The 12,866-nt window shown below is 62.5% G+C and carries 11 protein-coding genes; 10 read left to right on the top strand and 1 reads right to left on the bottom strand.

Going from position 1 to position 12,866, the window contains the following annotated elements:
• Positions 1-36 precede the first annotated feature (36 nt).
• On the top strand, positions 37-921 hold the full coding sequence (locus J4E08_RS14935) for a carbohydrate ABC transporter permease (protein ID WP_349539179.1): 885 nt from the start codon (positions 37-39) through the stop codon (positions 919-921).
• Positions 918-1,745: a carbohydrate ABC transporter permease gene (locus tag J4E08_RS14930; protein ID WP_183966074.1), complete on the top strand. Its 828-nt coding sequence runs from the start codon at positions 918-920 to the stop codon at positions 1,743-1,745. The genes J4E08_RS14935 and J4E08_RS14930 overlap by 4 nt, the downstream gene beginning before the upstream one ends.
• Before the next feature lie 3 nt (positions 1,746-1,748).
• Here J4E08_RS14930 and J4E08_RS14925 read toward each other — a convergent pair whose 3' ends face one another.
• Positions 1,749-2,663 carry a LysR family transcriptional regulator gene (locus tag J4E08_RS14925; RefSeq protein ID WP_183966076.1) on the bottom strand — a complete coding sequence of 305 codons (915 nt, stop codon included), beginning with the start codon at positions 2,661-2,663 and terminating at the stop codon, positions 1,749-1,751.
• A gap of 128 nt (positions 2,664-2,791) precedes the next feature.
• Between J4E08_RS14925 and chvE the strand changes: the two genes are divergently transcribed.
• From chvE to J4E08_RS14885, 8 genes are all read left to right on the top strand, one after another.
• Entirely contained in the window at positions 2,792-3,847 is a 1,056-nt protein-coding gene (chvE, locus tag J4E08_RS14920; RefSeq protein WP_349539178.1) for a multiple monosaccharide ABC transporter substrate-binding protein, read from the top strand.
• Between the two features lie 75 nt (positions 3,848-3,922).
• Positions 3,923-5,476, top strand: a complete 1,554-nt coding sequence (gene mmsA, locus J4E08_RS14915; protein WP_349539177.1) for a multiple monosaccharide ABC transporter ATP-binding protein — start codon at positions 3,923-3,925, stop codon at positions 5,474-5,476.
• Between the two features lie 17 nt (positions 5,477-5,493).
• Positions 5,494-6,711: a multiple monosaccharide ABC transporter permease gene (gene mmsB, locus J4E08_RS14910; protein ID WP_183966079.1), complete on the top strand. Its 1,218-nt coding sequence runs from the start codon at positions 5,494-5,496 to the stop codon at positions 6,709-6,711.
• Between the two features lie 4 nt (positions 6,712-6,715).
• Positions 6,716-8,458, top strand: a complete 1,743-nt coding sequence (gene araD, locus J4E08_RS14905) for an L-arabinonate dehydratase (protein ID WP_349539176.1) — start codon at positions 6,716-6,718, stop codon at positions 8,456-8,458.
• Entirely contained in the window at positions 8,458-9,387 is a 930-nt protein-coding gene (locus J4E08_RS14900; RefSeq protein ID WP_183966083.1) for a Gfo/Idh/MocA family protein, read from the top strand. The genes araD and J4E08_RS14900 overlap by 1 nt, the downstream gene beginning before the upstream one ends.
• Positions 9,387-10,361, top strand: coding sequence for an aldose epimerase family protein (locus J4E08_RS14895; protein WP_349539175.1), 975 nt, complete (start codon positions 9,387-9,389; stop codon positions 10,359-10,361). The genes J4E08_RS14900 and J4E08_RS14895 overlap by 1 nt, the downstream gene beginning before the upstream one ends.
• A complete protein-coding gene (locus J4E08_RS14890; protein WP_349539174.1) occupies positions 10,358-11,275 on the top strand; it encodes a dihydrodipicolinate synthase family protein in 918 nt (305 codons plus the stop codon). Before J4E08_RS14895 ends, J4E08_RS14890 begins: the two co-directional genes overlap by 4 nt.
• Before the next feature lie 11 nt (positions 11,276-11,286).
• Positions 11,287-12,801, top strand: coding sequence for an aldehyde dehydrogenase (NADP(+)) (locus J4E08_RS14885; RefSeq protein WP_349539173.1), 1,515 nt, complete (start codon positions 11,287-11,289; stop codon positions 12,799-12,801).
• Positions 12,802-12,866 lie beyond the last annotated feature (65 nt).

The following is a 12,866-nucleotide window of genomic DNA, read 5'->3' as shown; positions in this document are numbered from 1 at the left end:
GTCCACCCTTTGGACAGACCGGAGAGGGAGGCCGAGATGTCGCACTCCAATCGACGCAACCGCGAACTGCGGGCCGCTGCGCTGCTTGTGGCACCCTTTGTCTTCGTCTTCGCGGTCTTCTTTTTATACCCGACGTACAAGGTCGTGGCGCTCAGCTTTACCGATGCGCCGCTGATCGGCGAGGGCACCTGGATCGGCCTGGATAACTACGCCAAGCTGCTGGGGGATCGGCTGTTTTATACCTCGCTGTGGAACAACTTCTACTTCGTGCTGCTGACCGTCATTCCCACCACCGTCATTGCTTTGATGATCGCGCTGTCCGTGAGCAAGCTCAAAGGTCGGATGCAGGCGCTGGTGCTGACGCTTTTCTTTTTGCCCTACGTGCTGCCCGTTTCGGTCGTCACGATGATCTGGGCGTGGATGCTGGATTTCCAGTTCGGCATACTGCAACCGCTGATCGCCGCAGTGACCGGCAAGGCGGTGCCCGTGTTCAAGAACCCGCATTGGGTGATGCCGATGATCGCCGTCGTGACGGTGTGGTGGACCAATGGCTTCAACGTGCTGCTGCTGATCGCAGGGCTGCGCAACATTCCCGAAGATCTGTACGAGGCCGCCGCGCTGGACGGCGCAACCCCGTGGCAGCGGTTCTGGCGGGTGACGTGGCCGCTGCTCTGGCCCATCATCTCCCTGGTGCTGACGCTGCAACTGATCTTGCAACTCAAGCTGTTCGATCAGGTCTATCTGTTGTCGAATGGCGGCCCGTTCAACCAGTCTTATGTGGTGTTGATGCAGATGTACCGCGAGGCGTTTCAGCTGAACCACGGTGGCTATGCCTCTGCAATCGCTATGGTTCTGTTCCTCGTGATCGTCATTGTCTCGGTCCTGCAATTCCAACTTCTGCGTATCGGAGGGCGCAAATGACCGCCAAACGTGCCCGCAATTTCGCCTTTTCCGGCATCGTCCTGATCGCCGCGTGCATCTGGATCTTTCCGCTTTACTGGGCGCTGACCACGTCGTTGCGCAGCGAGAACAGGATCGTCTCCGACGGTGCCGGGTGGCTGATCGACGAGCTGAACTTCTCCGCCTACGCGCAGGTGTTGTCGAATTCCAAACTTCCCGTCTGGTACCTCAACTCCGTCGGCACCTCGCTCATCATCACGGTGATCGTTCTGGTCACCGGCATGATGTGCGCCTATGCGCTGTCACAGCTCAGATTCCCCGGTCGTCAGACATTGTATCTGTTGGTGGTTGCCAGCTTCATGGTGCCGGTGCCCGCGCTTTATGTGGCGCAGTTCGTGCTGATGAATGACCTTGGACTGGTTAACACGTGGTGGGGCATCATCCTGCCGCAGTTGATCGTGCCGGTGGTGGTGATCGTCTACAAACAGTTCTTCGACGCCATCCCGAGGGAAATGCGCGAGGCCGTTTTGCTGGACGGTGGCGGTGAGTTCACGTTGCTGTTCAAACTGTATGTGCCGCTGAACTGGGGTATTACGGCGGCGCTTGGGATCATCACCTTTATCTCGGCGTGGAACAACTTCTTCTGGCCGTTTCTGGTCTCTACGAGCGAGGGCATGATGACCATTCCCGTCGGCATCACGCAGGTCAATGACAGCTTTGGCGTGGCCTATGCGCGGATGATGGCGCTGGCCCTTCTGGCGGCAGCCCCCGTGATCATCGGCTACCTGATTTTCCAAAAGCGCGTGACCGAAGCGGTGATGATTTCCGCAGGCGTAAAAGGGTAGGGGTCACAGACGGCGCAACACCTCATCGCGCAGGCGTTGTGCCATCGGTGAAAGCGCATGGTGCCGCGATTGCAGCACCAGAAAGGGCGAGACCACGATGCTTTCGGTGGTGGTGATGACATCCAGATCCATGCCGGTCCGAGCCAGCATCTGCGCCACCTCCCGGGTCAGCGGCGCAATGGCGTTCGACCCGGTGATCAGGCTGAGCGCCACCAGGAGAGACGAGCTGTTCGTGACCTTGTCTGGTGTGTGCAGGTGACTGGAAAGAAAGGCATTTTCCAGTGCGTTCCGGATCGGGGAACCCGCCTCCTGGATGACGAAATCATAGGGCTGCGTTTCTGCCAGCGACACCGTTTTACCCGCCAAAGGATGCGACGCGCGCACCAGAAAAGAGATCACCTCCGTTCTGCCGGGATGCGCTTCGAAGGACCTCACCTGATTGTCGCCCACCAGCCGCGCCAGAACGAAGTCGAATCTCCCTTCATCCAGCCCTCGGATCAGAGTGACGGAAGGGGCGACTTCTATCGTGGGTTGAATATCGGGCACCTCCGCCCGTATCGCCGTCAGCGCGGGGACGAGCGCCGAGACCGCAGGGCCGGTCACCGTGCCCACCCGAACAACGCCGGCCTTGCCGCCGTGCAGCTTGCCCACTTCTGCGGCGAGGGCGTCGATTTCCGTCAGGATCACCCGCGCGTGGCGCACAAAGGCGGCGCCGATCTCGGTGGAGACCATGCCGCGCGGCAGCCGTTCGAACAGGGGCGCGCCCACATGTGTTTCGATCTCCGCCAACATGCGCGAGGCGGCAGGCTGCGACATGCCCACCGCTTCTGCGGCGAGTTGCAGCTTTCCCACGTCGTGAATGGCGCGGATCAGTTTCAGTTGCGGCGGTCTCAACCGCTGGATCAGGGGAGCACTCATGATGAAGACATACCAATTTTGTTAATCAGGTGGGCGGAAATAGCATTGGCTTGATATATAAAAGTGAAATAGCCAGTGGGGGCAAGGCGGAGTCGGAGGAGAAGACGCCGCCGCATGAGGAGGAAATTATGACCCTGAAGTCCATTCTGGTCAGCACCGCGCTGGCCACCACACTTGCGACCGGCGCATTTGCAGACGGCCTTGTCGGGATCGCGATGCCGACGAAATCCTCGGCGCGCTGGATCTCGGACGGCGAATCCATGGTGAAGCAGTTCGAAGAAGCGGGTTACGACACCATCCTGCAATACGCCGAAGACGACATTCCCAACCAGCTGGCGCAGATCGAAAACATGATCACCAATGGCGTCGATGCGCTGGTGATCGCGGCCATCGACGGCACGACCCTGTCCAACGCGCTGGAAAACGCCAGCTATGCGGGCATTGATGTTGTCGCCTACGATCGTCTGATCCGCGACAGCGAACACGTCAGCTACTACGCCACCTTCGACAACTTCCAGGTTGGCGTGCAACAGGCCGAAACACTGGTGTCGGGGCTCGAGGAACGCTTCCCCGATGCGGACGTCTGGAACGTCGAGCTGTTCGGCGGTTCGCCCGACGACAACAACGCCTACTTCTTCTACGATGGCGCCATGTCGATTCTGCAGCCGCTGATCGACGAAGGCAAGGTCAACGTCGTGTCCGGCCAGATGGGCATGGACACCGTGGGCACGCTGCGCTGGGATGGTGCGGTTGCTCAGGCGCGCATGGATAACCTGCTGTCGGCGCATTACACCGATGAAAAGGTGCACGGCGTGCTGTCTCCCTACGACGGTCTGTCGATCGGCATCCTGTCGTCGCTCAAGGGTGTCGGCTACGGCTCCGGCGACATGCCGATGCCCATTGTCACGGGTCAGGACGCCGAGGTTCCTTCGGTGAAATCCATCCTCGCGGGCGAGCAGTATTCCACCATCTTCAAGGACACCCGCGAACTGGCGCGCGTGACCGTGGGCATGGTCGAGGCGCTGCTCGAAGATTCCGAGCCGGAAATCAACGACACCGAAACCTACAACAACGGTGTGAAAATCGTGCCCGCCTACCTGTTGGAGCCGCTCAAGGTGACGGCTGACAACTGGGAAGAACGTCTGATCGACACCGGTTACTATACCGAAGACCAGATCAAGTAAGACCGGGGACGGAACTCCTCCCTGTCTCTGGTCCGTCTGGTCGCTGCGCCTCTATGGCAGCGACCAGACAATCCCATGATTTCACTCCTATTCCACGAGGTCGCCACCATGCAGGACACGCTGCTGGAAATGCGCTCCATTACCAAGACGTTTCCCGGCGTCAAGGCGCTGGACGACGTCTCTCTCAAGGTCCGGACCGGCGAGATCCACGCGATCTGCGGCGAGAACGGTGCAGGCAAGTCGACCTTGATGAAGGTCCTGTCCGGCGTCTACCCGGCAGGCAGTTATGACGGCGAAATTCACTACGATGGCCAGTTGGCGCAGTTCCGCAATATCTCGGACAGTGAAGCCAAGGGCATCATCATCATCCACCAGGAATTGGCTTTGGTGCCGCTGCTGTCGATTGCCGAGAACCTGTTTCTGGGCAACGAGAATGCAAAGGGCGGCGTCATCGACTGGCGTGAGACCAACCAGCGGACCGAAGGCCTGCTGCGCAAGGTTGGCCTGCGAGACGCGCCCACCACGCTGGTGGACAAGCTCGGCGTTGGCAAACAGCAGCTTGTGGAAATCGCCAAGGCGCTGGCCAAGGACGTGCGTCTGCTGATCCTTGATGAGCCCACAGCCGCCCTGTCGGAATCCGACAGTCAGGCGCTGCTGGATCTGATGCTGGAGCTGAAGGCGCAAGGCATGACCCAGATCATCATCAGCCACAAACTGAACGAAGTTCGCCGCGTCGCCGACACCGTGACCGTGATCCGCGATGGTCAATCGGTCAGCAGTTTCGACGCGGCCGAGGGCATCACCGAAGACCGCATCGTGCGTGACATGGTGGGCCGGTCGATGGAAAACCGCTATCCGTCGCGCAACGTGACCAGGGGCGAGATGCTGATGCGCGTCGCCGACTGGTCCGTCTACCACCCCGAGCACGATGACCGTCAGGTGATCCGCAACGTCGGTTTTGACGTGCGCGCCGGAGAGGTCGTGGGCATCGCCGGGCTGATGGGCTCGGGCCGGACCGAACTGGCCATGTCGATCTTTGGCCGATCCTGGGGGCAGAATATCTCCGGCACAGTCGAGATGCACGGAGCGCCTGTTGATGTATCGGACGTGCCGCGCGCCATCAACGCGGGGCTGGCCTACGTGACCGAGGATCGCAAGGGCCTTGGCCTGATACTGGACGACACGATCACCCGCAACATCACCCTGTCCAACCTGCCGGAGGTCGCGACGGGCGCCGTGCTCAGCCAGCACCGCGAAACCCAGGTGGCCGAGAAATACCGCCAGGATCTGGGCATCCGCACGCCGGGTGTCTTTCAGAAGGTGGTGAACCTGTCGGGCGGCAACCAGCAAAAGGTCGTGCTGTCCAAGTGGCTGTTTGCCGGGCCAGAGGTGCTGATCCTCGATGAGCCGACCCGCGGCATCGACGTGGGCGCGAAATATGAAATCTACGGCCTGATCAACGATTTGGCCGCCGCCGGAAAAGGCGTGGTCATGATCTCCTCGGAGATGCCCGAACTGCTGGGCATGTGTGACCGCATCTACGTGATGAACGAAGGGGCCTTCGTGGGGGAAATGCCCGCCGCCGAGGCCAGCCAGGAGCGCATCATGTCGCTCATCGTCAACGAATAAGAAGAGGGACCGCGCCAATGTCTGCGTCTGACACCACCACCACGACCAAAGGCGTCGGCAGCTACCTGAAAGCGCACCTGCGCGAATACGGTTTGCTGTTCGCCCTCATCGCCATCATGGCGTTTTTCCAGATCGTCACCGGCGGCACGCTGCTGAAACCGATCAACCTGACCAACCTTTTGCTGCAGAACAGCTACATCGTCATCATGGCGCTGGGGATGCTGATCGTCATCGTGGCGGGCCATATCGACCTTTCGGTCGGCTCTGTCATGGGGTTCATCGGCGCCCTGGCTGCCGTCATGGTGGTGAACTGGGACGTCTCCATCGGGATGACCATGCTGACCTGTATCGTGGTCGGCGGCATCATTGGCGGGGCGCAGGGCTACTGGGTCGCCTATTGGAACATCCCCTCGTTCATCGTGACGCTGGCGGGGATGCTGGTGTTCCGGGGCCTGTCGCTCTGGCTGCTCGAAGGGCAATCCGTGGGCCCGTTTCCGCGTGAGTTCCAGGTCATCGCCACCGGCTTTGTCCCCGACATCCTGCCGGGCAGCGACGCCTTCAAGGGGCTGTTTGGCACCCGCAACTTCAACGTGCTGGCCTTTGCCTGCGGCATCATTGCAGCCGCCTGGGTGGTCTGGTCCGGCCTGCGACAGCGTGCCCAGAACAAGGCCTACGGGATCGAGGATGAGCCCAGCAGCTTCTTCTATGGCCGCACCGCGATCATTGCCCTGGCGCTGGTGTTCATCCTCTACAAGCTTGCCACGTTCCGTGGTCTGCCCAACGTGCTTCTGACCATGGGCGTATTGACCATCGTCTACGCCTTCATCACCGAACGCACGATCCTTGGCCGCCGCATCTATGCGCTTGGCGGCAATGAAAAGGCGGCCAAGCTGTCGGGTATCAAGACCGAGCGCCTGACGTTCCTCGCCTTCGTGAACATGGGCATCCTTGCTGCCATCGCCGGTCTGGTCTTTGCTGCCCGCCTGAACACCGCGACGCCGAAGGCGGGGTTTGCGCTGGAGCTGGACGTGATCGCAGCCGTGTTCATCGGCGGTGCGTCGATGTCCGGCGGCGTGGGCAAGATCGTCGGCGCCGTGGTCGGGGCCTTCCTGATGGGTGTTCTCAACAACGGCATGTCCATCATGGGCATCGGCATCGACTACCAACAGATGATCAAGGGGCTTGTGCTGCTCGCCGCTGTCATCTTCGACGTCTACAACAAGAAGAAGGGCTGACCCAATGGCATTCACACCCGCCCCCTGGCCCCGCAAGCTGCGCTCTGCCGAATGGTATTCGGGCAGCACCAAGGACGTCATCTACCACCGTGGCTGGATGAAGAACCAGGGCTACCCCGACGACCTGTTCGACGGACGCCCGATCATCGGCATCCTGAACACATGGTCCGACATGACGCCCTGCAACGGCCACCTGCGCGAGCTGGCTGAAAAGGTAAAGGCCGGCATCTGGGAGGCCGGTGGCTTCCCGATGGAGGTGCCTGTCTTCTCTGCGTCTGAAAACACGTTCCGCCCCACGGCGATGATGTTCCGCAACCTCGCCGCCATGTCGATCGAGGAGCAGATCCGCGGACAACCTATGGACGGCTGCGTCCTGATGGTCGGCTGTGACAAGACCACGCCAAGCCTTTTGATGGCGGCTGCGTCTTGCGATCTGCCCTCCATCGTCGTGACCGGCGGGCCGATGCTGAACGGCTGGTTTCAGGGCGAACGGGTCGGCGCGGGCACGCACCTGTGGCGCTTTTCCGAGGCGGTCAAGGCAGGCGAGATGACGCAGGACGAATTCCTGTCCGCCGAAAGCGCCGTCACCCGGTCGTCGGGCACCTGCAACACCATGGGCACCGCCTCCTCGATGGCCGCCATGGCAGAGGCTTTGGGCATGGCGCTGTCCGGCAACGCGGCTATCCCGGCGGTCGATTCACGGCGCAGCGTGATGGCGCAGCTGTCGGGGCGCCGCATCGTGCAGATGGTCAAGGACGACCTGAAGCCCTCCGACGTGTTGACCCGCGAGGCGTTCGAGAACGCCATTCGCTGCAACGGCGCCGTGGGTGGGTCCACCAACACGGTGGTGCATATGCTGGCCATCGCAGGGCGTGTCGGCGTGGATATCACGCTGGACGACTGGGACCGGTGCGGGCGCGGCATCTCGACCATCCTGAACCTGCAACCATCAGGCAAATACCTGATGGAGGAGTTCTTTTACGCGGGCGGTCTGCCGGTTGTGCTCAAACGCCTCGCCGAAGCGGACAAGCTGCACAAGGACGCGCTTACCGTGTCGGGCGAAACTGTGTGGGACGAGGTCAAGGACGCCAGGAACTGGAACGAGGATGTGATCCGTCCGGTGGACAACCCGCTGACGGAGAAGGGCGGCATCGCCGTGCTCAAGGGCAACCTCGCCCCGAACGGCGCGATCCTGAAGCCCTCCGCCGCGACGCCCGCGCTGATGCAGCACAAGGGCCGTGCCGTGGTTTTCGAGGACATCGACGACTACAAGGCCAAGATCAATGATGACGCGCTCGACATCGACGAGACCTGCATCATGGTGCTGAAGAACTGCGGACCCAAGGGCTACCCCGGCATGGCCGAGGTCGGCAATATGGGGCTGCCGCCAAAGGTGCTGAAGAAGGGGATCAAGGACATGATCCGCATTTCAGACGCGCGTATGTCAGGCACCGCTTATGGCACCGTGATCCTGCACACCTCGCCGGAGGCCGCTGCCGGCGGGCCGCTGGCGGTCGTTCAGAACGGTGACATGATCGAGGTCGATGTGGAAGGACGTCGCATCCATCTCGATATCTCTGATGCGGAACTGGCGGAACGTCTGTCGCATTGGCAGCCGATCCATGATCGCGCCGACAGCGGCTATGCCTGGTTGCACCAGCAGCACGTGCAAGGCGCGGACACCGGCGCGGATCTGGACTTTCTCAAGGGAAACCGGGGCGCTCCGGTCGGAAAGGACAGCCACTGATGAAGGTCGCGCTTGTAGGTATTGGCAAGATCGCGGTGGATCAGCACGTCCCCGCGATCACCAACAGCCCCGATTGGGAGCTGGCCGCCACGGTCAGCCGCCATGGCTCGGTCGATGGGGTCGAGGCCTTCACCGATCTGGGCGAACTTTTGGAGACACGGCCGGAAATCCGCGTGATCTCCCTGTGTTTGCCACCTGTGCCGCGCTTTGCCTACGCCATGCAGGCGTTGCAGGCGGGCCGTCACGTCATGCTGGAAAAGCCCCCCGGCGCCACGCTGGCGGAATGTCACGCGCTGGAGGCCGCGGCCAAGGCGGCGGGCCTGACGCTTTACGCCACATGGCATTCGCGTGAGGCCGACATGGTCCCGGCGGCCAAGGCCTGGCTGGCGGACAAGGTGCTGAAAAAGCTCACCGTGACGTGGAAAGAGGACGTGCGCCGCTGGCATCCCGGTCAGGACTGGATCTGGGAGCCGGGCGGTTTGGGTGTCTTTGATCCCGGCATCAATGCGCTGTCCATCGTGACCGAAATCCTGCCCCACGACATCCACGTCACCGATGCTGTTCTGGAGGTGCCGGAAAACCGCCAGACGCCCATCGCGGCGCAAATCGGTTTTCACCACCCGCAAGGGGCCGATGTTTCGGCCACCTTCGACTGGCGTCAGGACGGCGACCAGATCTGGGAGATCGAAGCTATCACCGACGGCGGCACCCTGCGCCTGTCGGGCGGTGGCGCACAGATGGAGATCGACGGCCAGCCCAGCGGCGAAGCCGCGGCGCTCGACGGTGAATACCCGCGCCTCTATGACCGCATGTCGGCGTTGGTGCAGAAGGGCGGATCGGATGTGGATCTGCGGCCGATGACGCTGGTGGCCGACGCCTATACGCTGGGCCGACGCGACACCGTTGCTGCCTTTCACGAGGACGGCTGATGCCCGCGGATACCAACATCAAGTCAATCGACGCGATCCAGATCGCCAATGGTCCGGTCCGGGCCGAGCTGATGTGCTATGGCGCAACTCTGGTGTCCCTGCATATGGACGGAGTGGAGCATTCGCTGGTGCTCGGGAGTGCGGATCGGGCGGCGTACCTTGGGCCGATGCAGTACTTCGGCGCGATCGTCGGTCCTGTTGCCAACCGCATCGCCGGGGGCCGCGCGCCCCTGGGCGACACGGTTCTGGATCTGCCCACAAACGAGAATGGCAATGCGCTGCACGGCGGCCCGGATGGGGTGTCGCAGCGGATCTGGTCTGTCACCGACCACAGCGCGCACAGCGTCACCTTTGCCCTGACCCTGCCCGATGGCAAGGACGGGCTGCCCGGGCCGCTGGGCGTTTTGGTCACCTATGCCATCAAGGCGGATGGAGCGCTGACCATCGACATATCCGCCACGACAAAGGCCCTGACACTGTGTAACCCGGCATTTCACGGCTATTGGTGCCTGTCGCCCAACGGCCTGTCCGATCACTGTTTGTCCATCGACGCAGATCACGTCCTGCCGGTGGACGACGCCATGCTCCCCACGGGGCAGATCGCGCCTGTCGCCGACACGCCCTTTGACCTGCGCGCGCCCACACCGCTGCCGACGGGCACCGATCTGGACCACAACTTCTGCCTCAATGGCACCGGGATGCGTCCCGTCGCCCGGTTGGAGACAGACCAGCTTGCCCTGGTGATCGAAACCGACGCACCGGGCCTTCAGGTCTATGACGCCGCGCGGCTCGACACGGCGCCCTTCGACGGCCATCACGGTGCGCCCTATGGCGCCCACGCGGGCATCGCGATGGAGCCGCAGCTCTGGCCCGATGCCCCCAATCACCCGGACTTTCCGCCGATCACGCTGCGCCCCGGCGCAGCTTTCACGCAGTCCTCCCGCTTTCGTTTCATCCGCAAGGAGACACCATGAAACATCCGCTGACAGGTATCCTCCCCGTCGCCCCGACGCCGTTCTTTGATGATGGCAGCATCGACACCGAAGGCATGAAGCGTGTCCTCGATTGCATGATCGACCAGGGTGTCGACGCGATCTGTATTCTCGCCAACTATTCCGAGCAGTTCGTGCTGTCCGACGAAGAGCGCGCCATTCTGACGAAGGTTTCGTTGGAACATGTGGCCGGCCGCGTGCCGGTGATCGTGACGGTCAGCCATTTCAGCACGCAGGTCGTCATCGACCGCGCGAAATCCGCCGAGGCGCAGGGCGCGTCGATGCTGATGATGATGCCGCCCTATCACGGGGTTGGCCTCGCCCCGGCAGAGGCCGGCATCTTCGAGCACTTCGCTGCCGTTTCTGATGCGATCAGCATTCCGATCATGGTGCAGGACGCGCCGCTGTCCGGCGTCACCCTGTCCGTGCCGCTGTTGGTGCGCATGGCGCGTGAGATCGAAAACGTCAGCTATTTCAAGATGGAAACCCCCTTTGCCGCCGACAAGCTGGCCGCATTGATCGAGGCCGGTGGCGACGACATCGTTGGTCCGTTCGACGGTGAAGAAGCGGTGACGCTGCTGGCCGATCTGGATGCTGGCTGCACCGGAACAATGACTTCGGCCTTGCAGCCGGAGCTTATCAAACCCATCCTTACAGAGTACCGCGCAGGCAATGTCGATGTGGCGCTGGCCCATTGGCGCGACTGCCTGCCGCTGATCAATCACGAGAACCGCCAGTGCGGCCTGCGGGCAGCCAAGGTGGTGATGAAAGAGGGCGGCGTGATCACCTCCGATCATGTGCGCCACCCGCTCAAACCCATGTCGGCGCGCACGCGCGACCGGCTGCTTCAAATGGCTGCTGATCGCGACGTGATCGCGCTGCGCTGGGGCAAATGAAAGGCATTCCAATGACATACACTCCACATGGCAAACACCTGATCGCTGGCGAATGGGTCGCCTCCGATGAGACTTTCACGTCGCAGCCCGTGACAGGCGAGGCGATGACTGTCTCTGCCGGGGGCGCGGCGGAGGTCGATCGCGCGGTCAAGGCCGCCGAAGAGGCCTTTGCCGTTTATGGCTACACCAGCCGCGAGGACCGCGCGAAATTCCTCGACACCATCGCTGACGAGATCGACGCCCGCGGCGAGGACATCACCCGCCTCGGCACATCCGAAACCGGCCTGCCTGAGGCGCGTCTTCAGGGGGAGCGCGGCCGCACCTGCGGCCAGTTGCGCATGTTCGCCGAGCACATCCGCAAGGGCGAATACCTCGACCGGCGCCATGACGTGGCGCTGCCCGACCGCGCGCCGCTGCCGCGTCCCGACTTGAAGATGGTGCAGCGCCCCATCGGTCCCGTCGGCGTGTTTGGTGCGTCGAACTTCCCGCTGGCGTTTTCCACCGCGGGCGGTGACACCGCCTCCGCGCTGGCCGCGGGCTGTCCGGTCGTGGTCAAGGGCCACCCGGCGCACCCGGCCACCGGCGAAATCGTTGCCGACGCCATAGCGGCGGCCATCGAGAAATGCGGCATGCCAAAGGGCACCTTCTCCCTGATCCAGGGCACCAGCCACGAACTGGGCGGTGCCTTGGTCAAACATCCGCTGATCAAGGCTGTCGGCTTCACCGGATCGCTGGGCGCGGGCCGTGCGCTGTATGACATTGCCGCATCGCGTCCCGAACCGATCCCCTTCTTTGGCGAGCTCGGCTCCATCAACCCGGTCTTTGTTATGCCGGAAGCGTTGACTGCGCGCGGCGCAGACCTTGGCGCGGCATGGGCCGGTTCGCTGACCATGGGCGTGGGTCAGTTCTGCACCAACCCCGGCATCGTCGTCGCCCCCGAAGGCGCGGCGCTCGACGCCTTTACCGCAGCGGCACAAACCGCGCTGGCGGATGCGGGCCAATCCGTCATGCTGACCGAGGGCATCGCCGAAAGCTACCGCAAGGGCGTGTCCGAGGTCTCCGCCGCCGCAGGTGTGCAGGAGCTGGTCGCTGCCTCTTGCGAGAACCGCAAAGCGGCCCCGGCCGTTTACAAAGTCAGCGCAAAGGACTGGCTGGCCAATGAAACCTTGTCCGAAGAGGTCTTTGGCCCGCTTGGCATCGTGGTCACCACCTCTGGCGTGGACGAAATGCTTGACGTTGCGCGCAGCCTGAAGGGGCAGCTGACCGTGACGCTGCAAATGGACGATGCCGACACCGATACGGCGAAACCCTTCGTTCCGGTGCTGGAACGCAAGGCCGGTCGCCTGCTGGTCAATGGCTTCCCCACCGGCGTCGAAGTGGCGGACGCCATGGTTCACGGCGGTCCTTATCCTGCCTCGACCAACTTTGGCGCGACCTCCGTCGGGACGTTGGCGATCCGCCGGTTCACGCGCCCGGTGAGCTATCAGAACATGCCGGACGCGCTGCTGCCCGCTGATCTGGCCTGAGACCACATAGCGATTTAATCGCTGACCGCGCCCTGCCGCCATAACGGTGGCAGGGCGTTTTTTAT

Origin of the sequence: Sagittula sp. NFXS13, assembly GCF_040148795.1 — a bacterium.
Classification (GTDB): Bacteria; Pseudomonadota; Alphaproteobacteria; order Rhodobacterales; family Rhodobacteraceae; genus Sagittula; species Sagittula marina.
The sequence above is the reverse complement of the archived record's forward strand: the minus strand, read 5'-3'. Positions and strand labels throughout refer to the sequence as shown.

Coding starts and splice junctions, on each gene's coding strand:
- J4E08_RS14925 (WP_183966076.1), bottom strand. CDS start 2,663: ATGAGTGCTCCCCTGATCCAGCGGTTGAGACCGCCGCAACTGAAACTG.
- mmsA (WP_349539177.1), top strand. CDS start 3,923: ATGATTTCACTCCTATTCCACGAGGTCGCCACCATGCAGGACACGCTG.
- J4E08_RS14935 (WP_349539179.1), top strand. CDS start 37: ATGTCGCACTCCAATCGACGCAACCGCGAACTGCGGGCCGCTGCGCTG.
- J4E08_RS14890 (WP_349539174.1), top strand. CDS start 10,358: ATGAAACATCCGCTGACAGGTATCCTCCCCGTCGCCCCGACGCCGTTC.
- J4E08_RS14930 (WP_183966074.1), top strand. CDS start 918: ATGACCGCCAAACGTGCCCGCAATTTCGCCTTTTCCGGCATCGTCCTG.
- chvE (WP_349539178.1), top strand. CDS start 2,792: ATGACCCTGAAGTCCATTCTGGTCAGCACCGCGCTGGCCACCACACTT.
- J4E08_RS14900 (WP_183966083.1), top strand. CDS start 8,458: ATGAAGGTCGCGCTTGTAGGTATTGGCAAGATCGCGGTGGATCAGCAC.
- mmsB (WP_183966079.1), top strand. CDS start 5,494: ATGTCTGCGTCTGACACCACCACCACGACCAAAGGCGTCGGCAGCTAC.
- J4E08_RS14895 (WP_349539175.1), top strand. CDS start 9,387: ATGCCCGCGGATACCAACATCAAGTCAATCGACGCGATCCAGATCGCC.
- J4E08_RS14885 (WP_349539173.1), top strand. CDS start 11,287: ATGACATACACTCCACATGGCAAACACCTGATCGCTGGCGAATGGGTC.
- araD (WP_349539176.1), top strand. CDS start 6,716: ATGGCATTCACACCCGCCCCCTGGCCCCGCAAGCTGCGCTCTGCCGAA.